The 22,165-nt window shown below is 68.6% G+C and carries 25 protein-coding genes; 23 read left to right on the forward strand and 2 right to left on the reverse strand.

What is annotated here, in order from left to right; translation table 11 throughout:
* Positions 1-48: 48 nt before the first annotated feature.
* Positions 49-306 carry a hypothetical protein gene (locus tag DXZ73_RS06735; RefSeq protein ID WP_162890084.1) on the reverse strand — a complete coding sequence of 86 codons (258 nt, stop codon included), beginning with the start codon at positions 304-306 and terminating at the stop codon, positions 49-51.
* A gap of 260 nt (positions 307-566) precedes the next feature.
* On the opposite strand from DXZ73_RS06735, the gene DXZ73_RS06740 reads away from it, so the two are divergent.
* The 17 genes from DXZ73_RS06740 (at position 567) to DXZ73_RS06820 (ending at position 13,862) form a co-directional block, all read left to right on the forward strand.
* Complete coding sequence (locus tag DXZ73_RS06740; protein WP_116210099.1) at positions 567-1,166, forward strand: hypothetical protein; 600 nt, start codon at positions 567-569, stop codon at positions 1,164-1,166.
* Positions 1,167-1,276: 110 nt separating this feature from the next.
* The gene (locus tag DXZ73_RS06745) at positions 1,277-1,609 is read left to right on the forward strand and encodes a hypothetical protein (protein WP_116210100.1); all 333 of its coding nucleotides are present in this window, start codon (positions 1,277-1,279) and stop codon (positions 1,607-1,609) included.
* Positions 1,576-2,094, forward strand: a complete 519-nt coding sequence (locus DXZ73_RS06750) for a hypothetical protein (protein ID WP_116210101.1) — start codon at positions 1,576-1,578, stop codon at positions 2,092-2,094. The genes DXZ73_RS06745 and DXZ73_RS06750 overlap by 34 nt, the downstream gene beginning before the upstream one ends.
* 204 nt (positions 2,095-2,298) lie before the next feature.
* Positions 2,299-3,519: an IS110 family transposase gene (locus DXZ73_RS06755; RefSeq protein WP_116210102.1), complete on the forward strand. Its 1,221-nt coding sequence runs from the start codon at positions 2,299-2,301 to the stop codon at positions 3,517-3,519.
* Positions 3,520-3,591: 72 nt separating this feature from the next.
* Entirely contained in the window at positions 3,592-5,718 is a 2,127-nt protein-coding gene (locus DXZ73_RS06760) for a phage tail protein (protein WP_116210103.1), read from the forward strand.
* A gap of 3 nt (positions 5,719-5,721) precedes the next feature.
* A complete protein-coding gene (locus DXZ73_RS06765; protein ID WP_116210104.1) occupies positions 5,722-6,684 on the forward strand; it encodes a hypothetical protein in 963 nt (320 codons plus the stop codon).
* Positions 6,681-7,760, forward strand: coding sequence for a hypothetical protein (locus tag DXZ73_RS06770; RefSeq protein WP_116210105.1), 1,080 nt, complete (start codon positions 6,681-6,683; stop codon positions 7,758-7,760). The genes DXZ73_RS06765 and DXZ73_RS06770 overlap by 4 nt, the downstream gene beginning before the upstream one ends.
* On the forward strand, positions 7,753-8,325 hold the full coding sequence (locus DXZ73_RS06775) for a hypothetical protein (protein ID WP_162890085.1): 573 nt from the start codon (positions 7,753-7,755) through the stop codon (positions 8,323-8,325). The genes DXZ73_RS06770 and DXZ73_RS06775 overlap by 8 nt, the downstream gene beginning before the upstream one ends.
* Positions 8,326-8,414: 89 nt before the next feature.
* Positions 8,415-8,834 (forward strand): hypothetical protein, encoded by a 420-nt coding sequence (locus DXZ73_RS06780; RefSeq protein WP_116210107.1) that lies wholly within the window; start codon positions 8,415-8,417, stop codon positions 8,832-8,834.
* On the forward strand, positions 8,834-9,349 hold the full coding sequence (locus DXZ73_RS06785) for a hypothetical protein (RefSeq protein ID WP_116210108.1): 516 nt from the start codon (positions 8,834-8,836) through the stop codon (positions 9,347-9,349). The genes DXZ73_RS06780 and DXZ73_RS06785 overlap by 1 nt, the downstream gene beginning before the upstream one ends.
* 110 nt (positions 9,350-9,459) lie before the next feature.
* Positions 9,460-10,638 (forward strand): hypothetical protein, encoded by a 1,179-nt coding sequence (locus DXZ73_RS06790; protein ID WP_116210109.1) that lies wholly within the window; start codon positions 9,460-9,462, stop codon positions 10,636-10,638.
* Positions 10,613-11,197 carry a hypothetical protein gene (locus tag DXZ73_RS06795; protein ID WP_116210110.1) on the forward strand — a complete coding sequence of 195 codons (585 nt, stop codon included), beginning with the start codon at positions 10,613-10,615 and terminating at the stop codon, positions 11,195-11,197. Before DXZ73_RS06790 ends, DXZ73_RS06795 begins: the two co-directional genes overlap by 26 nt.
* Before the next feature lie 184 nt (positions 11,198-11,381).
* A complete protein-coding gene (locus DXZ73_RS06800) occupies positions 11,382-12,488 on the forward strand; it encodes a peptidoglycan-binding protein (protein ID WP_275898569.1) in 1,107 nt (368 codons plus the stop codon).
* Positions 12,485-12,727 (forward strand): hypothetical protein, encoded by a 243-nt coding sequence (locus DXZ73_RS06805; protein ID WP_116210112.1) that lies wholly within the window; start codon positions 12,485-12,487, stop codon positions 12,725-12,727. Before DXZ73_RS06800 ends, DXZ73_RS06805 begins: the two co-directional genes overlap by 4 nt.
* 2 nt (positions 12,728-12,729) lie before the next feature.
* The gene (locus DXZ73_RS06810; protein ID WP_116210113.1) at positions 12,730-13,044 is read left to right on the forward strand and encodes a hypothetical protein; all 315 of its coding nucleotides are present in this window, start codon (positions 12,730-12,732) and stop codon (positions 13,042-13,044) included.
* A 51-nt stretch (positions 13,045-13,095) separates the two neighbouring features.
* Positions 13,096-13,689 carry a hypothetical protein gene (locus DXZ73_RS06815; protein WP_116210114.1) on the forward strand — a complete coding sequence of 198 codons (594 nt, stop codon included), beginning with the start codon at positions 13,096-13,098 and terminating at the stop codon, positions 13,687-13,689.
* Complete coding sequence (locus tag DXZ73_RS06820) at positions 13,674-13,862, forward strand: hypothetical protein (protein WP_116210115.1); 189 nt, start codon at positions 13,674-13,676, stop codon at positions 13,860-13,862. The genes DXZ73_RS06815 and DXZ73_RS06820 overlap by 16 nt, the downstream gene beginning before the upstream one ends.
* A gap of 295 nt (positions 13,863-14,157) precedes the next feature.
* On the opposite strand, the gene DXZ73_RS06825 is transcribed toward DXZ73_RS06820, so the two are convergent.
* Positions 14,158-15,060 carry a restriction endonuclease gene (locus DXZ73_RS06825; protein WP_116210116.1) on the reverse strand — a complete coding sequence of 301 codons (903 nt, stop codon included), beginning with the start codon at positions 15,058-15,060 and terminating at the stop codon, positions 14,158-14,160.
* A gap of 428 nt (positions 15,061-15,488) precedes the next feature.
* Here DXZ73_RS06825 and DXZ73_RS06830 point away from each other — a divergent pair, with 428 nt between their 5' ends.
* The 6 genes from DXZ73_RS06830 (at position 15,489) to DXZ73_RS06855 (ending at position 22,163) form a co-directional block, all read left to right on the forward strand.
* Positions 15,489-16,283 carry a hypothetical protein gene (locus DXZ73_RS06830; RefSeq protein ID WP_116210117.1) on the forward strand — a complete coding sequence of 265 codons (795 nt, stop codon included), beginning with the start codon at positions 15,489-15,491 and terminating at the stop codon, positions 16,281-16,283.
* Positions 16,284-16,472: 189 nt separating this feature from the next.
* On the forward strand, positions 16,473-17,165 hold the full coding sequence (locus DXZ73_RS06835; protein WP_116210118.1) for a hypothetical protein: 693 nt from the start codon (positions 16,473-16,475) through the stop codon (positions 17,163-17,165).
* Positions 17,166-17,253: 88 nt separating this feature from the next.
* Positions 17,254-17,526, forward strand: a complete 273-nt coding sequence (locus DXZ73_RS06840) for a hypothetical protein (protein WP_116210119.1) — start codon at positions 17,254-17,256, stop codon at positions 17,524-17,526.
* Positions 17,526-17,885, forward strand: a complete 360-nt coding sequence (locus DXZ73_RS06845; protein ID WP_116210120.1) for a hypothetical protein — start codon at positions 17,526-17,528, stop codon at positions 17,883-17,885. The genes DXZ73_RS06840 and DXZ73_RS06845 overlap by 1 nt, the downstream gene beginning before the upstream one ends.
* Before the next feature lie 15 nt (positions 17,886-17,900).
* Positions 17,901-20,294, forward strand: coding sequence for a phage/plasmid primase, P4 family (locus tag DXZ73_RS06850; RefSeq protein ID WP_240351243.1), 2,394 nt, complete (start codon positions 17,901-17,903; stop codon positions 20,292-20,294).
* Between the two features lie 63 nt (positions 20,295-20,357).
* Entirely contained in the window at positions 20,358-22,163 is a 1,806-nt protein-coding gene (locus DXZ73_RS06855; RefSeq protein WP_205519126.1) for a DNA polymerase, read from the forward strand.
* Positions 22,164-22,165: the final 2 nt, after the last annotated feature.

Genomic DNA, 22,165 nt, shown 5'->3' on the forward strand with positions numbered 1-22,165 from the left:
TGAGCGACACCGCCACTAACTGGTAAATCCCCAGGTCAGCGGCGGTGCTCAGTCGCCAGTGGACTCGACGGGCGGAATGTCGATCTCTCCGACAGGCATGCCGACGGAGTCGTCCAGGGCCGCTTCCTCCTTCTTCTGCTTGTCAACGTGATCTTGGAGCTTCTTCTCAACTGCTGTGGTGTCGATGAGGGCCGCTCCCGGGATGTTCTTCTTCGCCTGCGCGACGGCTTCCTTCGGAGTGATGGACTTGTTGGACATGAGCTTGAGAGCTGCTTCGAAGATCAACTGCGGGATGTTCACAACCATGTGTTCGTCCTCCGTCTCGACCACGAGCGGCCACACGCCGCCAGATCATCACTGCCCCTACATCCAGGCGTGAGCGGCGTTCGCTTGCGAGAACCACCCGATCAGGTGCAGTCCTCCGCGCGGCATTGCCATCACAGGCGGCAACCGCAAGAACCGTGGCTCCCAGGGCGGTCGGCCGCCGCACTTCGACAATTCGTGAACGACACAGCCCGTCCGGAGTTCGTTCCGGGCGGGCTGTTGCATGACCTGAAAGGCGGCCATTGGCCGAGAAGATCGAGCCCGTCATCAACCCCTCGCAGGGGTACGTGTACGTGGCCCCGGTCGGCACTCCCATGCCGGCGCTCCCGATCCAGCCGAAGGACCCCAACGCCAGCATGCCGCAGGTGAACGGGGCCAAGTCCGCCGTGTGGCGGGATGTGGGCAACACGTCGCTGGACAACGGCATCGAGATGAGCGTGGACGGCGACGACGCCGAGACGCTGGGTTCCTGGCAGAACCCCAACCTCAAGCAGACCAACCCGAAGAAGACGTACGCGCTGACCGTGAACCTTGAGGATTTCACGGTCGAGACGTACAAGCTCTACTACGGCGCGGGTGACGCCTCGGTCATCACGGACCCGGTCACCTCGAAGCCGGTCGGGTTCAACATCCCCCTGAATCCGGCGGCCACGGAAAAGGCCCTGCTGATCGTCGGCACCGACGGCACCCACGCGGTTGCCTGGCACTACCCCAAGGTGGCCCTGATCGGCGGCGACTCCATCACCCTGGACCCGGCAGCCCTGTCCGAGGTACCCGTGAAGGCAACCGTCCTCGGCTACGACGGCAAGACCGGCACCGTCACCGAGCGGTACGCACTCTAACCTCCTGACCCGCCGCGTCGGCTCGTAACGCCCGCGCGCGGCTTCGCGCGGCCCCGTCGCCCGCAGTGGTGGATTCCACCGCTGGGTGCGCCAGTTGAGAAAGATCGAGTTTGACCACCCTGAATTTCGCTGACCTCAAGGCCGAAGCCGAGAGCAAGGCGGCCGAGGGCCTGACGTTCATCGGCCCGAACGGCGAGACCATCCACCTGCGCCCGCTTGCGACCGTGCCGGGCGGTGACCTCAAGGCCGTGCTGGCGCACATCGATGCCCTCGGCTCCGACAAGGTCTCCGACGTCACCAAGATTCACGCCATGGACGCCGCCCTCGTGGCGGTCGCGACCGACAAGAAGGCCATGGCGGCGGCCCTGGACGAGCTGCCGCTGGACGGCCGGTCGCGGATCTTCGAGGCGTGGACGGAGGCCGCGGAGGTCCCGGAAGCCTGAGTCTCGTCAGGCTGCTGGACGAGCACGGGGCCGCCCTCTACGCGGACTTGCGCCGGTTCTACTCGGTAGACCTGCTGGCGTACTTCCGCGGCGAGATGTCGGCCCGCGCTGTCCTGGCGCTTGTCGAGAACCTTCCCGATGACGCGGCCGTGATGGCCGCACTGCTCGGCGGCCGACAGGCCGTCGGCTGGGACGTGCAGTCGCACATCCTCGCGGACCTGGTGGACGCGGTGCAGTGGAACACCTACGTGCTGCTCGCGCAGAAGGCGAAACGGCCCGGGGCTCTCGAGAAGCCCAAGCCGTACCCACGCCCCGGTCGCCCGGCGGCCCCAGGCGGGCAGCGGTCGAACCCCTTCGCCTCGGCATTGGCCGGCGAGATGCCCGTGCCGCCGCAGGTGACGCCGGTTCGCGCGTCGTTCGCGATCCCGGCGGTTGTGGCGCAGCGCTCATTAGGGGACCATCCCTTCTGCAGCCCTCTTCGGTAGGGTTGTGACCTCTCGGTCCCGGTGGGTGCATGGCTTGTGGCGCGAGCCATTCGATGGCCACTGTGAGTTGTGCCAGCCCCGCCGGGCCGAGGCCGTCTGATCGGCATCAGGGACACGCCCCGCAGAGGGCCGATTAATGAGCTTCCGGCAGACGTCCTCTCCACCGGGCAGGTGCTCCGCGCACGACACAGGAGTACTTCTTTCGTGTTCATCGGATGGGACTGGGCGACCGAGACCCACGACGTGACTGTCATGGACAACTCCGGTGCCCGAGTTGCCCGTTGGGAGCTCGCGCACACCGAGGAGGGCATCGCCCGAACCCTGGCCAAACTGGCGAAGCACGGCAGTCCGGCGGATCTTCCGGTCGCCATCGAGACCACCCGCGGCCTGGTGGTGGACCGGCTGCTGGCCGCCGGGCACCCGGTGGTGCCGGTGCACCCCAACGCCTTCCACGCGATGCGTCCGCGCTGGGGCGCCTCCAAGGCCAAGACGGACGCCGGGGACAGTCTCAAGCTCGCCGACTACCTGCGCACCGACGGGCACTTCCTGCCCCGGCTGGAGCCGACCGAGCAGGTCACGATGGAACTGCAGGCCCTCACCCGGCAGCGGGCCGACCACGTCGCGGCCCGCATCGCCGCGATCAACCAGCTCGCCGCGCTGCTGGATACGCACTGGCCCGGAGGCAAGGCCGTCTTCTCCAGCCTCGACAGCGACATCGCCCTGGCGTTCCTGGAGCGATACCCCACCCCAGCCGCGGCCGCCAAGCTCACCGCCGGGCGCCTGGAAGCATGGTGCAAGCGCCGCGGCTACTCCGGCAAGAAGCCCGGAAGCGTCCTCATCGAACGCCTCCGGTCCTCGCCGAAGCCGGCCTCCCGGCTCAGCGACAGCGTGATCGCACAGCTGGTCCGTGTCCAGGTCCAGCTGGTCAAGGGCATCCGGGCCACGATCCGCTCGCTGGACGAGGCCATCGCCGACGCGGTCGCCGCCCACCCCTACGCACAGCTGTTCGCGACCATGCCCCGCATTGGGACGGTCAACCTCGGGCAGATCGTCGGCGAGATCGGTCCGATCCTGGAACGCTCCAAGACCAGCGAACAGTTCATCGCCGAAACCGGCGTCGTCCCGGTCACCCGGGCGTCCGGCAAGTCCCGCGTGGTGACCTTCCGTTACGCGGCCAACCGTCGCGCCCGCCTGGCCGTCGTCGGCTACGCCGACAACAGCAGGCACGCAAGCGACTGGGCTCCGAAGATCTACAACGACGCGCGGGCGAACAAGAAACGCCATCCACACGCCGCCCGCATCCTCGCCCGCGCCTGGCTGCGGGTGATGTGGGCCTGCTGGCGCACCGGCACCTGCTACGACCCCGATACCCATCGGGCCAACAACAAGATCAATCAGGATCCCGAGGCGGCTCTGGCGGCATAGAGGTTGACTCAGGGAACTCACAGGAGCAGCCCGGGACACCCCCTTTCCTCGTCAATTAGCAAGGAGTCCCATTTGGCAGGTGGGGGACCGGGCGGGTCCGAAGCGGGCCGCGTCCATGTAAAGGTCCTCCCGGACACGTCGGACTTTCACCGGTCGCTCCAGCGGTATCTCGACCGCATCGAGCGGCAGGCGCGGGTGCGTGTCCATGTGGACATCGACGACGCCACGGCCCGGGGCCGGCTGGACGACCTGGCCCGCCGTGCACGTCGTATCACCCCGGTCATCCGTCCCGATGTGGACGCGGGCCGCGCCGAGTCGCGCCTGATGGCGCTCGCGCGGCGGCGTACCGTGCGCATTCAGGCGCGGGTGGACCGGGGTTTCCTCGGCAACATCGGCCGCGCGGTCGATGGCGCCCGCCAGCTCGTGTCGGGGGCCGGCGAGATGGTCGCGGCCAGCTTCGGCACCGCGTTCACCTCCGTACGCGCCGGATTCTCTGACCTCCTCCAAGGAGGGCAGCAGACGTTCGGCGGCATCGCGGGCGCGGCCGGAGCCGCGGGCAGCGCGATCGGAAGCGGCGTGCAGGTGGCTGTGATGGCCACGGTCGCCTCGCTGATGACCCTCGCGGTCGTCGCGGGCGCGGGCCTGGTCGCCGTCGCGGCCCTGGCGGCGGTCCCGCTGCTGCCGATGGCCGCCGGCATCGCGGCGCTGGCCCTGGGGACCGACAAGCTCAAGGACTCCTTCTCCGGGGTCGCCTCCGAGGCCAAGTCCGTTTTCTCGGACGCCGCCTCGGTGATGGAGCGGCCGGTCAAGGCCGCGCTGGACAACATCCGGGGGTGGCTGGGCTCATCCCGAGGGATGTTCCGGTCCTTCTTCGAGGCCGGAAGCCAGTACATCGACCCCCTGGTCAGGAGCCTGACCGGATTCGCGGACAAGCTGCTGCCGCGCCTGACTCGCGCGCTCAACGAGTCCGGGATGAACGAGTTCGTCGAGCACGTCTCGACGGGCTTCGCCGAACTCGGCAGCATCACCGGCGATTTCTTCGTCAAGCTCGCGCAGAACGCGCCGACCCTAACGAAGGTCTTCGACGCCTTCATCAGCTTCCTGGCGGTCGTGACCAGCGCTTTCGCTGATCTGCTGGTCTCCCTGTCGGAGTTCGCGCCGCAGGCGCTGAACACCCTCGCCGAGGCACTGCGCGGCGTGATGAACGCGCTGTCGGACAACCCGGAGGCGATGCAACTCCTGGTCGATCTCGCATCGTGGATCTTGATGCAGTTCGTACAGGGGCTCCAGGCCACCATGGGCGCGCTGAACCTCTTCGCGCAAGCCTGGGAGGCCATGCGCCAGGGCATCGCCACGGCGGTGACCTGGGTCCGTACCGAGGTGCCGGCCGCCTGGCAGTGGGTGCAGGACAAGACGGGTGAAGCCTGGCAGTGGTGCTCGGACAAGGTGAGCTCAGCCTGGCAGTGGATCACCAGCTCGACGTCCCAGGGCGCCCAGTGGGTGCAGGACAAGCTGTCCGCCGCCTGGTCCACGTGCAGAAACGTAACTGCAACGGTCTGGCAGGCCATTTCCGACGCGGTATCCCGCGCGGTCGGCTGGGTGCGCGACCACTGCGCGAAACTCGGCGAGCTGCCGGGGAAGTTCAAGGACTGGTTCGGCCAGGCCAAGGACGGCGCGGTCTCCAAGCTCGGCGACCTGGTGAGCTGGTGCCGGGGCCTGAAGGACAAGGTCCTCGGGGCCATCGGCGATGCCGGCTCGTGGCTTGTCCAGAAGGGCAAGGACGCGGTGAACGGCTTCATCAGCGGCCTGAAGTCCGTATCCGTCGGCGGCGTGATGTCGAGCATCAAGGACGCGGTGATGGGCTTCTCCATGCCGATGGCCGCCCCGGCGTCGAACGTCATGACGCTGGCCGCCACGCCGCAGTTGATGACCCTGGCGGCCGACTTCGGACCGTCGGCCGTGGCGTACAGCGACCCGTTCGCCGACGCGCTCCAGCCGCTTCAGCAGGTCATGCGCCGAAGCGTGGTCGGCGAGTTCGGGAAGACGGCCGCGCGCAGTGCCGGCCAGGGCCGCGAGACCCGCAAGGACGAGACGCGGGGGCAGCGGTGGAATCCGCCGATCACGGTCAACGCCAACACCAACGCGGACCCGCGCGAGATCGGCCGCGAGGTCGCATGGCAGCTGCGGATTGGACGGTAAGAGATGAAGTCGGCGCGTATCCCGTTCGCGGGGGTGCCGTGGACGCTGGGCTACGGAGGCGTGCTCCTCGGCGGAGACTCGCCCCTGTTGCCCGTCCGGGTAGACGGCCTGGCCGCCATGCCGGACATCAAGGCCCATGACCTCGAACTGGTCAACTATGACGGGCTGCTGCCCGGCCGCGACTACATGCGCGGCCGCGTCGTGAGCATCACGTTCCGGGTGATGGCCGACTCCTCCGAACACCTCGATCTGCTCATGGGCGAGGTGGCCGCGGCCTTCACACACTCCCGCAACGAGCGGCCCCTGGAGTTCGCGCTGCCGGGCGTCGCCCAGGGCGCGTGGGCCCGGGTGAACGGACGTGTCCGCAAGAGGGACAGCAGCATCGACGAGACGTACGGGCAGTTCCACCCGCTGGTGGACGTACAGCTCGACTGCGCCGAGCCATGGATCAGGGCTGTACACCCGATCCTCAAGCAGCTGGAAGCATCCACCGACTTTCAGCGCGGCGGCTTCCGGTTCCAGCGGCGGGGCGCCCTGCGCATGCCGCTGAACATCCCGCGTAACGGCGGGTGGGGGCCTCCCCGCAGGGCGATGCTCACCAACGGGTCGATGGATGACGCGGCCCTGTCGGCAGAGATCCGGGGCCCCATCGAAGGGCCCACGCTGGTCTGCCGTGAGAACGGCGCAGTGGTGGGCCGCATGGGCGTGCAGAAATGGCCGGACGGGACGCCGTTCCGGCTGACGGCCGGCGAGCGCCTGGTGGTCGAGGTCCCCGCGGTCGGCTCGCCGACACTCACCCACTACGCCGACGGCACCAGCACGGGTACGGCCGTCCCGCCGACGCACACGCAATGGGTGCGGGCCGAGGCGGGCCGGACGGTGGAGGTGTCCATCGAGCAGACCAAGACGAGTTACGACGGGGCCGCGAGCGGCCACGTCGAGTGGCAGCCCGGGAGGTTCGTGTGATCACCGTCGGATTCCAGGAAGAGGCCGACTACCCGGCGCACGTCTTCCGCCGCATGTTCGGCTCGATGCAGGACTTCGTGGCCGGCTTCGACAGCCGCGAGGCGTTCGAGCCGTCACTGTCCACCATGAACGGCCCCGGCTACATCGCCCTGGCCCCGGGACGGGCCTGGGCCAAGGACGGCGACGAAGCCGGCGGCGTCTACTGGATCGAGTCGGACACCGCCCTCCAAGTGCCCGTGCCCTCCTCGATCCGCGCCGGCTACATCGCCCTGTACGTCGAGGACATCACCCGGGGCGACCTGCGCAACGCCCTGGTCCCCCAGGTGCTCCCCGAGATCCCCGCACCGACCGCTGAGGGCGGACGGCGGCTGATCGTCGCGAGGTTCAGCCGCTACCCGGACGGCACCATCGACCTGCCCCCGGACTACGACCAGCGGTTCGCCTACGGGTGGGGGCAGTACCTGATCACCCGCACGGGCCCGGCGCGCGGCGAGGACCCCTCGCCCGCTGAGCTGGCACGGTTCCGGCTCGGCACGCAGTACACGAACTACACGACCGGCAACCGGTTCGTCCGCACGGCCGAGGGCTGGCACCGCGACGGCAACAAGTTCTACGCCCACGCGGTGGACCCCTCGAAGTTCGAGGGCCTGAACGGCGACCAGTGGATCAACACCGCGACCATGGGCCTGTTCAACAAGACCGGCGGCGACTGGTCGCTCCTCGGCAGCCTCAAGGGCGCCAAGGGCGACACCGGCACCGTCGCGGCCAACACCGGCGCGACGGTCGGCGGCGACCTGGTGGTGAAGCAGAACATCAGCGCCGAGCGGTTCAAGGTCACCGCGGCCGGTGTCGTCGGCATCGGGACGGCCACCTCCGCGCCCGGCAAACCGACCGAAGGCGCGGTCCTGTACTCGCTGGACGGCGCACTGTGGGTGGCGGAGTCCGGCACCGGCGGGAAGACGTTCAAGGTCGGCTCCAGCGACCTCATCCTTGCCGGCGAAGGCCCGCCCCCGGGCTTCACCGCCTCCCCGGCCGTAACCGCCGTCGAGCCCGCCGGCGGAGGTGGCGGTGGCTGAGCGGGTCACACCGGGCACCACGTACGTGGACACCCGCACCGGAGCCCTCTACACCGCTCTGCAGAACGGTGGCTGGCAGGCCGCGGAACGCCGACCGGTCAGCGGAGCGGCCCGGATCGAGAACAACAAGTACACGTTCAGGATGCCGCCCACCGGCAACGCCTCCCCGGATGTAGAACTGGGCGCGCTCGTGATCCCGGCCGCACCCTACGAGCGGATCGTGTCGGTGGACGCCTCGATCGCGTGGCACTCCGCCGGGACGACCACCAGGGTCAACTCGACCACCACCACGATCACGCGGGACGTACGCCTCGCGGACGGCCGCACCCTGACGGGACGAGTCGGCGAGGCCACACGGGAACCGTGCTGGACGGACGGCGGAGGCGCGGACGTCTCGACCTACGACCGGCTACCGGCCGGAGCATCGGCGACCTACCGCCTGGTGGGCCACTGCAACGGCATCGAACCCCGGGCCACGGGGGTGTGCACGGTCAAGGCCGAGGACAGCGAACCGGGCACCTTCCTGCGGGCCACGGCCTACCCGGACCAAGGGAGCACGACATAGCAACACCAGGAGCCCGGTACACCGACACACGCACCGGTGACCGGTACTGGGCCGACCGCTCCGGGACCTGGCGGCGCGCGGGGCGGGGCATGGGCTATGCCGAGGCATTCCCGCCCGCCACGACGCTGACCGGGGCGGATGAGGGCACATGGAAGCCTCTGGCCTCCCTGACCGTCGAGCCGGCCCTCTACGACCGCGTGGCGGTCATCAAGGCCATGGCGTGGGGGACGCTGGCCGGCGGAACACCGGAATCGGTGTCGCTGCGGGTGCGCGAGGGCGCGTCCAACGAGCTGGCCGTGATGTTCAGGGCCCCGGCCTGGGCGAACGGCTGCGGCACGGACACCGTCACCATGCACACCATCCCCGCCGGCCAGCGCGCCACGTACGCCATGGACGCGACGTTCCGCGCCGAGCAGGGACAGAACACCTCCGGCATGACATTCAAGATCAGCGCGAACCGGCCGCACGACAACTACCTCCGCGTGGCCCTGCACCCGAGAGGGGACTGATGGCGGCACCGGGAACCCTCTACCTGGACACCGCCAGCGGGGCGGAGTACGCGCGGACAGCCGCCGGGACCTGGGTACCGCTCGCCGGCCCGGGAGCGCAGTACCGCGAGGACTACGCGGCCCCGAACCTGGTGGTCACCGGGCATGTGCGCTGGGTCCTGTTCGGCGAGGTGCGCTTCGAGGCCAAGCCGTACCCGCGCCAGATCGAACTCACCTCCTCGTGGTGGGCCGACTTCCCCGACCAGGCCCCGGCCTCCGCCGACATCGAGATCCGCGTGAAGACCGGCGCAGCGGCGGAGACCAAGCTGGCCACCGTCTTCCGAGCCCCCGCCCGCCCGCTGCGCACGCCCAAGGGATGCGGCGCGGACGTGGCGACGCAGGTCGAGGCCCCTGCCGGGGTGCCGGTCGTCGTCCAGTCCTTCGCCGCGCTGCACGCCGGCGACAAGACCAAGGCCACCATCCGCACCACGCGACAGCTCACCTACCTCCACGCGGTGGCGTACCCCAAACGCTGACACCCGCACGACACACAAGGGCCGGTCCGGTGGTCCACGGCCACCGCGGCCGGCCTTCGGCATGAGAGGGGGCCGCGCTGGCGGTCACCGAATCGGGCTACGAGGCCCGGTTGTACGAATTCATACCCGACGGAGACCCCGGCCTTGACCAGACCCGGGGCACCGGCAGCACCGGGTGGCACCCCGACAGCTTCCGCCAACGGGGCTGGAAGGCCGCCTACCGGGCCTCGCCCCGGTTCGTCAGCGTCGGGTGGCGCAGGTCCGTGGACAAGCCTTCCGAGGCCAGCGTGACCATCCCGCTGGCCGCCCTCGATGACGCGGCGCTGCGGTACCCGGCCATCCAGCCGTTCCGCACCGTGCTGGGCATCGTCCGCGACGGCGTCATGGTCTGGGGCGGCATCGTGTGGAACATGCGCGTGGACCTTCAGGAGCGGACGCTGGAGCTGGCCGGCCGCGACTTCCTGTCGTACTACGAGACCAACCACGCCTACGGCGGGTGGTCCACCGCACGCGGCGGCGACTTCCAGTCCGACATCCTCAAGCGCATGGCCCTGCGCGCCGAGTGGGGCATCCAGACCACCACCGCGGCCGTCACGGCCATGCCCCGCAAGCGGGAAATGTCGTTCCTGGAGAACGAGTTCAAGCCCTCCCTGGACGTCATGCAGGATCTCGCCGACAACATCGGCGGGTTCTTCTTCCGCAGCGAAGCATGGCGGAGCACGGACGGCACCGAGCTGCGCCACGGCATCCGCAACACCGCCGACCGCAAGCCGCGCCCGGCCGTCGACGCCAGCGGCAAGGAACTGCCCGCCCTCGTGGACGGGCAGACCTGCGAAATCCAAGAGCTGTTCCTCAACGGCGAGAACATCGCCACCACCGCGTACACCATCGGCGCGAGCGGCAGCGACAAGACCGCCGGCGTGTGGTCCAGGCGGGACAACAAGGCGCTGCGCCGACAGTTCCCGCAGCGCGACGTGGTCAACACCATGGGATCGATCAAGCACCAGAGCACGCTCGACCTCCACGGGGACACCGCCTTGCGTTTCGGCGCGACCGGCATCGTCACACCCCGGGTGATCACCTACCCCGACACCTTCGACCCACGCGACTTCGAGCCGAACGCGGGCCAGAAGATCCGGCTCGTCTCCGGCAACGAGTTCATGCGCATCGACGGCTGGTACGTGATCACCGAGGCGCGGGTGGTGATCGACGCCGACGGCTCCGACCGGTGCGAGCTGTCCCTGGTACAAGAGGAGTTGTTTGATGAGACGGGCTTCCCTGGTCCGTGAGCCCAACCTGGTGAACCAGCTCGCCGACCTCGAACGCCGCCTGCGCGACATGGAACGCACCCCGCCACGCGGCGGGCGCACCGACCGCTTCCAGTCGGTTGCCGTCTACCCCGGCTCGGCACACCGCTTCCAGGGGCCCGGCTGGGTGGACCTCGCCGAGGTACCGATCTCCGGCATGAACAAACCCGTCCTGCGCGTCGAGGCCCGCCTGTTCTCCGCCCGGGACTGGCAAGTCGAGCTGAAGACGAACACCGGCAAGACCACCCACGACACGGGCGGATACCGGTGCGCCGTGGTCCGCCCCGACGACATGCGGTCCTACGACGTCCCCGGCCTGGGCGCGATCAAGTACCGCACCCTGCGATGGTTCTGGCGCTGGCCCGGCCGCTCCGGCTGGTCCGAAGGCGACGGCGCGGACCGCCTCTTCCTGCGCGGCAACACCCCCGCCACCGACACCTCCAGCGCCTCCTTCTGGGTGCCGACCGTGACGGCCCTGGGCGAGGACGACCTGAGCGACGAGGAGCTGGCGCAGGTCGATAAGGCGCCGCAGTTCATATAGCGCGGTGGATTCCACCGCTTGAAAGGCCCGTCCGGGCGTGACCTGGGCGGGCTTTTCGCATGCTCGAAAGGAGGAGCCCGAACTGGGTTCCTGTAACGCCTTCCTCGCCGAGGCGCGGAAGTGGGCCGACCAGAAGTACAGGGAAGGCCGCAACAACGACACTGTTTTCGGCCGCTGGTACCCCATGAACTGGCAACCGTGGTGCGACATGTTCGTGTCGTACTGTGCCGAGGAGACCGGAAACGCGGCAGCGGTCGGCAAGTTCGCCTACTGCCCCTCGCACGTCGAGTTCTTCAAGAACCGGGGCCAGTGGTACGGGCCGCGGTCGGCGGTGAAGGCCGGCGACGTGGTGTTCTTCCACACCGGCGACGGCATCGCCTACCACGTCGGCATCGTGCTGGCCGACGCCGAGCCGGGGGCCAGCGTACGGACGGTGGAGGGCAACACCTCCAGCGGCAACGCCGGTTCGCAGAACAACGGTGACGGCGTCTACTACCGCACCCGTCCGCGGTCGATGATCCTCGGCTTCGGCCGCCCCGCCTTCACCAGCACCGCTGGCGGCACGACCGGCACCCCGTCCGGCGGGAGCCGCTGGACGGTGAAGCGCGGGCAGACCCTCGGCGCGATCGCTGCACTGTGCGGCACGACCGTTGCAGCGCTGCTTGCCCTCAACCCCGGCGTCAAGGACGCCGACCAGATCAACGAGGGCCAGGAGCTGAACATCCCGGCCACCGCCAAGCCCACCCCCGGCGAAACCTCCAAGCCGACTGAGCCCGACAAAGCCAAGCCGGACGCTGCCCGGGTGAGCATCGACGGCCAGGAGTACGGCCCCGGCGCGTACGGCCCGCACATCACCGCACTGGGCAAGGCCCTGGTGGACAAGGGGTTCGGCCGCCACTACAAGGAAGGGCCCGGCCCCCGCTGGAGCGAGGCGGACCGGCTGGCCTACGCCGAGTACCAGCGCTCCCTCGGCTACACCGGAACGGACGCCGACGGCATCCCCGGCCCCGCCTCACTGCACAAGCTGCTGACCCCGGCCCCCGCGAAGCCCAAGCCCGCGCCCGTGAACCCGGCACCGGCCAAACCGGATCAGCCCCAGCCCGCCAAGCCGGCCACACCCCCGGAGAAGGACAGGCCCTCGCCGACCGACCCGATGGGCGAGGGCCTGTGGACGATGGAGAAGAACGCGGACGGCTCCATCACCTTCCGCCCCGTCAGGCCCGCCTCGAAGAAGGAAGCCGCCCGCGCCGAGCTGGTGCGCGCCGTGCCCGAGGCGGTGACGGCGGCGTGAACGAACGCGACTCCCTCGGCGTCAGCATCTCCGCACGCGAGATCTACGACCAGATCGTCGGCCTGCGCGACGACGTACGGGGCCTGACCCAGACACAGACCACCACGGCCGCCGAGCTGGCCGACCATGAGACACGGCTACGGGCCATCGAACGATGGAAGTACGCGGCCCCGCTGGCGGGCGTCTCCGCCCTCGGCGCGGTCGTCGCCGAAGCCGTCCGCGTGACCGGAAGGGCATGACCATGAGAGACGACATCCGCGACAATCCCGTGATGGTCCGCGCCGCCGTCGTGGCGGCTCTCTCGCTCCTCGGAGCGTGGGTTCCCGCCCTCGCCGGCATCGAGCACACCGAACCCACGGTCGGGGCCCTCGTCGCCGGCGTGACCCTCCTCCTGGGCCGCGGCGCACGAGCCCGGGTCACCCCCAACCACCGTGCTGTGCTCCGCGAGGAAGCCGAGGCCATCCTGGGCGCCCAGGCGGCCCGCCCGGCCGAGGACCAGACGGTGCTCCTGCCCGCCTTCTCGAAGAAGGACCAGGAACGGGGCCGGCTCGGCTGAACCTGTACCCCTCCCGAACTCAACCCCTCTGCCAACGACGGAGGGTGAGGAGTGCAGGGAATCGGGATCATCGGCCGGGCGCGCAGCGGCAAGGACACCGTGGCCGCCCGGCTGGTCGAAGCGCACGGATTTCAGCGCATGGCGCTGGCCGACCCGCTCAAGGACATGGCCCTCGGGGTAGACCCCGTGATCTGCTACGAGGCAGCACAGCTCGGGTACCGCCCCGTGCACCTCGCCGAGGCGGTACGGGAATCCGGCTGGGAGACAGTCAAGGAGCGACATCCCGAGGCCCGCTGCTTCCTGCAGCGGCTCGGCACGGAAGGCGTGCGGGAGCACGTCAGCGCCAGCCACTGGGTGGACGCGCTGATCAACCAGGCCGAAGCGGTACGGCTGGCAGGGGACGGGCGCCCCGTCGTCGTGCCGGACGTCCGCTTCGACAACGAGGTCCGCGCCCTCGAAGCGCGAGGTTTCACCGTCTGGGCTGTCGAGCGAGCCGGCGTCAGCTTCATGGCGCACCAGTCAGAACAACTACCCCTAAAAGTGGGCGAGTTGACGATTTCAAATAACGGAACCCTTGCCGACCTCTACCGCCAGGTGGATGCAGCAATGGCGCGCACGAGGGAATACAAATGCGATACGCACTGATCAAGCTACTCCGGGCGGTCCCCGCCGAGAACGTACTGAACACCGTGGACGAGCGTCCGCAGGCCACGGTGACACCGTGCGAGCTGCGCGAGCAGCGCGCGGCGGACGCCCGAGTACGCGCCGAGGTGCTCGGCTACCGGGACGGCGTGCCGTCCATCAATCGGGCTCGCTGACGCTCCCCCTGCCCCCGTGGCCGGTCTCCGGATCGGTCGTGGGGGCCATTTTCGTTTCCTGGTTGGTACGTCCCAGCCTCTGAAGGAGCGCGGTTGTCAAAACCGTCGGGGCACCGATGTCACTGCGGGTTCGAATCCCACAGTCTCCGCCGAGACCAGCGTAGGCGCTGGTCAGAATGGGTGCCCCGAGTTGGGGCGACCCTTTCGCACTGTTGGTCTGTCTCACTCCGTGCCGTCGGATTCCCACTGCTGATCAGCGAGTGTGGACCAGACGTGGACAAGGTTCGGCGTCAGATCAGAAGATGGCAGGACCGGCTGGGACCGACGTCCAGTCAAGGACGTTTGGGAGGGAGGTTCCCCGGATCCACGCGTCCAGCGCGCTCCGCCCTATGGGAGCTATCTTCTGCTGGATCGCGTATTCCAAGGCACGTTTAGTGAAGCTGCCGGGGGTGACGACGGCTGGGAGGTCGGCGTGATGGATTTGACGGGCGGTCCCCCCGAGCTTGGCGACATCCTCAAAACCGACGGATCCACGAACGTAGCGTTTGCAATCGAAGACAAACCGGTACCCATCTGCCCTCTCAGCGATCACGTCCGCTCCCCGGTCGCCCGGCCGCCCATGCTCCTGTACTAGGCGAAGGCCGTCGCGATAACACAGATCAGCAACCAAACGCTCGAACTCCTGCGGAGTGAGCTCTTCCGCATCCTTTGCGCTGCGCACAGTTCGCAGACTGTAGAGCGGGGCGTCGACTGCTCCTTTCCCTCTCCCTGCCAAGATCCACAAATCGTTGGGTTGGCACAGCACTCTTATAGGGCTGCTGGCCTTGTGGGGCACGGTCGAATCCGCGATGTACTTTTCCAGATGCACTGCGATGCCGAGCCAAGGAGTGCTGCTATCTGACATCTCACACGCGGAGGTGACGCGCCACACGCTTCCTGAGTAGTAGACACACACGGGTGGCCAGATCTGAGTTAGAGCGCGGGAGGGCACAGTATGGACGCTGCCGGGATCGATCCATCGGTCCGTGCAGTCCTCACGGCGACTATGGAGCCCGAATGAACGCTTGGTATCGACCTCTGGCATCCAATCGCCGGGCCTTGGCTCACCCTCTGCCCCAATGGGGCGGCCACAGATGAGGCAGTCTCCAGACCGCCTCATCTGGTGATCGCTGAACTCGCCAGACCGCAGGTTGGCCATCTTTCCCCCTCTTGATCACGCTGCTCTTGGCGAGGATATCCGCGAGGACTGACAGGCCAGCGCCGTGATCAATCTGAGGTTCACCAGCGCCAACCAGCGCCCTTGCGCCAGCCGTTGTCAGTCATGCTGGCCTCCGTTGGCTCCCTTCAGAGCCAACTCAAGGACAGGGGGCGGGGCTTTCGTGTACCTGGGGTGTCGACCACTTTCCGTCCACATGCGAGCAGCACAGAGTGACGATCGGAGGCTTGATCACGCTCGGAGAAGCTAGAAAACGGCTTCTCGAACCTTCTTTTCCTACGTGTGCATGAGGAAAGAAGGTTCCTGAAGCAGGTCTTCTGCTTCCTTGTCATCCACGCTGTACCCCTCCCGAACTCAAGCCCTCCGCAGACGACAACCCCCGCCGCGGCGGGGAGGGCGGAGAGGTACGGATGGCAGGCGCGAACACGATCATGCGGGGCGGCTCACGGTTCTACGTGGAGCCCGAGAGCGGCATCAAGGCCCCCGGCGTCACGAGCATCATTTCGTGTCTCCCCAAGCCGTTCCTGGCCTTCTGGCAGGCCAAGATGACGGCCGAGTGCGCCGTGCAGAACCTCGGCTCCGTGGTGGGCCTGGCGCTGAACGACGCGGACGGGGCGATCGACTATCTCAAGGGCGCGGCGCGGCGGTACACGCAGCAGCGCGCGGCCCTCGGCTCGGATGCCCACGACCTCTTCGAGCGCCTGGCGCGCGGTGAGACGGTGCGCCGAGTCCACCCCGACCTTGAACCGTACCGGGCGCATTTCGCGGAGTTCCTTGACCGTGCGCAGCCGGAATTCCTGCGCATGGAAGACGTGGCGTGGAGCGACCGGCACACCTATGCCGGCTCCTTCGATGCCATCTGCCGTATCGACGGCGAGACCGTGATGCTCGACTACAAGACGTCGAAGGACACCTACGCGGACGTGTCCCTCCAGCTCACGGCCTACGCGCGGGCGGATCACATCATCGACGCCGAGGGCGAGAAGCACCCCATGCCGCAGTGCGACGCGGGCGCGGTGCTGCACGTGACCGCCGACCAGTGGGCCCTCAAGCCGGTGGAGATCTCGGACGAGGTGTTCGAGCACTTCCTGGCGCTGCGCAAGACGTTCGACTGGGAGCGCGAGCGGTCGAAGGCGGTCATCGGCAAGCCCGTGATGTCCGGCGGCTCCACCCTGGTCACCGGTACCCAGCGCAGGGCCCGGTGACATCCGAGCCCGCTGTGGTCGTGGCCCTGGTCGCAGCCGTACTGCTGTGGGCCCTGCTGCCCCGGCGCTGAGTGGCTGTACCCCGCCCGAACTCAAGTCCTCCGAGAGGGAGGCGCGCAGGCCCGGCTGAGCCGTTGACCGCGCCTTTCTCCGCTCTCAATCAACGCAGTACAGAGCACGGAGACTTACTTGAGCCTGCGCATTTTCGAGACCGACCCCGAGAGCCGGCCGAAGCCGCGTTTCAGCAGCGACACGGTGGGGCGCTTCCGGTCGGGCCGGATGGCGGGCAACCGCCCGGAATCGCTGAGCACCTGGCGCGTGACGACCGGAGACCCCGAGGTCGCCGACGCCATCGCCAAGGCGTACGGCGGCTCCCCGGAGGCGTGGGAGACCTCCGCCGAGGACGGCCTGGAAGTCGTCACCGAAGCCGAGTCCGTGAAGATCATCATCGACGGCACGCACACCGTCCGTTCCCGCATGGTGCTGTGGGGCCGGCAGGGCCCCATCCACGAGTGCGACGGCGTCGAATTCCTCAGCCCCGAGGAAGACAGGGGCCAGCCGTGCGGCTGCCCCGCGCTGCTGGCGGACCGCAAGGCAGCGGCCAAGACCGGGCGGGGCCCGGCACCCTCGGTCGAAGTCACGTTCCGCCTCGCCTCCGATCCCGACCTCGGGCGCTTCCGGTTCGTCTCCGGCTCGTGGGAGCTGGTGAAGGTCCTGCACGAGATCGAGAACAAGCTGGACCAGGTGGGCGGCCCCGCGCTGTGCACGCTCCGGCTCGAACTCGTCGAGTTCCAGACCAAGAGCGGCATCGACGTGCGTTACCGCAAGCCCGTGATCGACGTCCACAAGCCCGCCCCCGTGGCCGACGAGGCCCCGTTCTGACACCCACTGGTGGATTCCCCCCTGGGCCCGCCGGTGACATGACCGCGGCGGGTCTCCAGTCCTCAAGTTACTCATGGAGAAAGTCAGGTTGAGCACCACCACGCTCCCGCGCCGCATGCTGACGGCCGAGGAGATCATGCGGTTCCCCTTCCGTCAGGACCTGCTGCCCGGCATGGCGGACCTGCACCCCTCCACCGGCACCGGCAACAGCTCCGCCAAGCTCAACGAGGCCAAGGTGCGGGCCATCCGGTCGGCCGCCGCAGCCGGCGCGCACCTGGCAGCCCTGGGCCACGCGTTCGGGATCTCCGAGCGGGCGGCACGCCACATCGTGGACGGCACGAGCTGGCGGCACGTCCGGTAGTGGCGAACGCGCACAAGGCCAAGGGCACGGCCTGGGAATCGGCCCTGCGCGGCTACCTCAACGAGGGGCTGACCGACCGCAATGCCCAGGTACGCCGCAACGTGCAGACAGGCGTCAACGACATCGGCGACCTGGACGCCTACCCCTTCACCGGCGAAGCGAAGGCGGTCAAGGCGTACGACCTCGCCGACTTCGTGGAGCAGGCCAACCGCGAGGCCCGCAACGCCCAGATGCCGTTCGGTGTCGCGCTGATCAAGCGACCGCGCAAGGGCGTCGGCGACGGCTACGCCGTGATGGACGTGCGCACTTTCCGCCGGGTCCGGGCCCGGCTTCTGGGGGTCGATACCCCCGACGACTGAGGAGAGAGAAAGCAAGTGGAGTTCCGTTCGATCCTGGCGCGCTTCGAGGACGTCTCGGAACATGCAGACGGCGGGTACCTGGCCCGGTGCGCCGGCCACCCCGACAGCCGCCCCTCCCTGCGCATCTGGCGCGGCGAGGACCACAAGGTCCGCATGACCTGCCGGGCGAACTGCCCGACGGAGCACGTGCTGAAGGCCGCGGACCTGACCTTCGCCGACCTCTTCGACGCCGAAGGGGAGGGCCTGACCGTAGCGGCGCAGCGGCCGTCCCCCGTGGGCCCGGCAGAGGTCGCCGGCCTTCGGGTGTGGCTGGACGAGCGGATGATGGCCGCCGGCGACCGTGTGTACGGCTACGTGGCCGAGCGCTTCGGGCTGACCGCGCAGCAGGCGCAGACGCTGGAGCTGGGCGAGTGGCAACCGGCCGCGGAGTACCCGGAGTTCATCTCCGACACCTTCGCCCGCTTCCCTCGCCTGGTCGTCCCCCTCATCGGATTCGACGGCGTCGCACGCGGGGCACAGGGCCGTGACATCTCGGGCCGCTGCCCGGCGCGCTGGGTGTCGCTCGCCAACATCGACGGCGGCACCTGGGCCAAGTACGGGGTGTTCAAGGGCGGTGCCGGCTTCGACACCGTCATCATCACCGAAGGTCCCTCGGACGCCCTGACGGCCGCCGCGGCCGGCTACGACGCGGTGGCCGTGCGCGGGGCGGGCCTGGCCCGCAACGAGGTTCTGGTGGCCGAGCTGGCGGCGGGCCTGGGTGACCGTGACGTCGTCCTGGCCGGCGACCGCGACCGCGCGGGGGACTCCTTCACCGACGACCTCGCGCATGCCCTGGCACGGGCCGGTGTGATGGTTCGCCGTCTCGACGGCATCCCGGAGGGCCTGGACCTGACGGAGTGGCGGGAAGCGGACCCGGAAGCGTTCGCAGGCAGGCTGCACCGAGCCGTACGGGCGGCACAGCCGGTCAAGACCGCCGAGCCCGAGCCGGCCGCCGCACCGGCCGGTGGGGAGAGCCCCCGGCCGCTTCCGCTGACCGACCTCGGCAACGCCGAGCGCCTTTACCAAAAACTCGGCGGACACGTCCGCATGGTTCCCGGGGCGGGTGTTTTCAAATGGGAGGGCCGCAAGTGGGCGCAGGTGCCGACCGAGGCCCTGTACGCCGATGTGCGCGCCGTCATCAAGGAAATGGCCGCCGAGCCCGGACACGCCAACCCCGATGCGCTGGCGAAGTGGACAAGCCTTTCCCAGGGAGCACAGCGCGTGCGGGGGATGGTGGACATGCTGTCCTCCATCCCTGGTGTCTACGCGAGCGTGGAACAGTTTGACGCCGACCCGCGCCAACTCGCCTTCCGCAACGGAATGGTGGACCTGGCAACGGGCCAACTGCGTGACCATCAGCCCCAGGACATGAACACGTTCTACGTGGATGTGGACTTCAACCCGCAGGCCACGGCTCCCCGGTGGGAACGGTTCCTGCGGGAATGCCACCCGGACAGCGAGGCCATGCCGGGATTCCTGCAAGAGCTGACCGGATACGGGCTTTCGGGCCATTCGGTAGAACGCTGCTTTGTCATGCATGTGGGCCCCACGACCAATGGAAAGACCACGTTCACGGCGACGCTTGAGGATGTTTTCGGCGCTGCCGCACACCGCGTAGATGCCTCGCTTTTCCAGCGTCGGCGGGAGTCGGGCGGGCCGCGCGCGGACATCGTCGGCCTGCGCGGCAAGCGGCTGGTGATCAGCTCGGAGTGGCCGGCGTCCATGCCGCTGGACCAAGCCCTGATGAAGGCGATCACCGGTGACCAGACCATCAGTGCGCGCGGTGTCTATGCCCGCAACGAGATCGTCTTCCGCCCTACCTGCCTGGTGCAGGTGGACACGAATTACTGCCCGGATGTGGATGCGACCGATGCCGCGCTGTGGCAGCGCGTCCGGGTCATCCCATGGGAGCAGGATTTCCGGGGCCGCGAGGACCGGCACCTTCAGTCCGCGCTCCGGCGCGAGCGCGAAGGAATCGCCGCTTGGGCGGTGGCCGGGGCGGTCCGCTGGTTCGAAAAGCATGAAGCCGGAAAGGGTCTGGACTTCCCCTCGGCCGTCGAGACGCGGACGGCCCACTACCGCGATGCCTCGCACCCGCTGTCCGGATTCATCGGCGAGGAATTCAGCGTGGAGTCCGGCGCTTTCACGAGCCGGCCGGTGACGTGGGAGCGATATCGCACCTGGGTCGAGGAGTGCGGCATCAAGCATCCCATGACCCGCAACCGGTTCTACGACGCCGTGCGGTCATTCCCCGGCGTGACGGAAGGTCAAGGCACGGGAGCCGACAAGGGGCAGCGCGGATTCCGCAATCTCCTGGACCTCTCCAAACCCGCACAGCGGGGCTCCGGAATCTTCGGGGGCGATAACTAAAGGAAAGACGTTTTGCGCACGCACGGGTATCAGTTGGCCGGCGAGCCGGTCGAAATTCACGTGGTGGAAGACGCCCGGGACGTGCGGGAATTCGAGGACTGGGCGGCTCGCCAGATCATGGCGGGCTGCCCAGTCGCCTTCGACACCGAGACCACCGGCCTGGACATCTACAGCACCGGCTACCGGCTGCGCCTCGCGCAGTTCGGCGACAGCCGCACCGCATGGGTCCTGCCGGTGGAGCGCGGCCGGCTCTTCGCTGATGCCGCGCGTCGCGTCCTGCGGGACCTGCCGCGCATCGTCATCCACCACGCCGCGTTCGACTGGCTCGTGGCGGACAGGTGCCTCGGCGTCCGCCTGGAGCAGCTGTACCCGCGCACCGCGGACACGAAGATCATGGCCACCCTGGTGGACCCGCGCCAGGTCCAGGAGGGCGGTGTCGGGACCGGGCTCAAGGCGCTCTCCGCGCACTACATCGACCCGGCCGCGCCGGACACCCAAGAAGATCTGACCGGCATCTTCCGGTCGCTGAAGCTCACCAAGGCCGAGGGCTTCGCCAACATCCCCTTGGACCACCCAACCTACGAAACCTATGCGGGACTTGACGTTCTGCTCACCTCGCGGCTGCTGGAAGCGCTGGAGCGCGTGCACACCGAGCTGGGCATCCGCCCGGCGCTGCTGGAATACGAGCACCGAATAGCGTTCATCTGCGCGCACATGCAGCGCACGGGCCTGGTGTGCGACGCCGAGTACACGAAGGCTTTGTCCGGTCGGCTGGGCGAACAGTCCGAGCAGTACGAGCACAAGGCCCGGCGCTACGGCGTCGAGTCGATCAACTCGCCCAAGCAGGTCGCGGACGCCCTGCTCGGCATGGGCGAAGCGCTCACCGAGCGGACCGCCGGCGGCGCGCTCCGGGTCGACAAGCCGGTCCTGCTGGCCCTGGCCGACCTCGATTCCTCGTGGGAACGCATCGGTGCCCGGACGCCCAACCCCCTGGCCGATGCGGTGATCCGCTCCAAGCGGGCGGGCAAGTGGAAGTCGGCGTACGCCCAAACGTTCCTGGAAACGCTGGACGCCTCCGGACGTGTGCACCCGTTCATCCACTCACTGGCCGCACGGACGGGCCGCATGTCGATCACCCGCCCCGCGCTGCAAACACTCCCGGGGCGGGACGTGATGATCCGCCGAGCCATCCTCGCCGACGAAGGGCACGTGATGATCTCGTGCGACTTCGACGCGGTCGAAATGCGGGTCATGGCAGCCCTGGCCGACGTCAAGCGCATGAAGACCGCCATCCTCGCCGGCGAGGACCTGCACAGCTACACGCGGTCGCTGGTCTACGGGGACGTGGACGACCCCGGCGGGCACCTGCGGGCGCTGTGCAAGGGCATCGGGTTCGGGAAGATCTTCGGCGGCGGAGCGTCCGGCGTGGCACGCATGACGGGCGCGGACGAAGACTCCGTCCGGTTCGCGATGCGGATGTACGACCGCGTGTTCCCGGAGATCAAGCGGGCCTCGAACGTGTGGCAGCGCGAAGCGGCGGCGAACGGCATGATCACCAAGACCGTGACCGGCCGCCGGCTCCCGCTCGACCGCGACCGCACGTACGCCGTCGTGAACTACCAGGTCCAGTCAGCGGCCAGGGACTGCCTGGGACAAGCCCTGTGCGACATGCACGACGCGGGCCTCCTCGAATTCCTCCGGCTCCCGGTGCATGACGAGGTACTGGCCTCCGCGCCGGCCGGGGAAGCCGAAGGGGTTGCGCGCGGCATTGAGAAAGCAATGAATTTCGATCTCTACGGCGTGCCGATCACGGCGAGCGCGGATATCGGCAAGCGATCTTGGGGCAGCCTCAAGGGCGGCGACTACTGAGG

The organism is Streptoverticillium olivoreticuli subsp. olivoreticuli, assembly GCF_003391135.1.
Taxonomy (GTDB): Bacteria; Actinomycetota; Actinomycetes; order Streptomycetales; family Streptomycetaceae; genus Streptomyces; species Streptomyces blastmyceticus.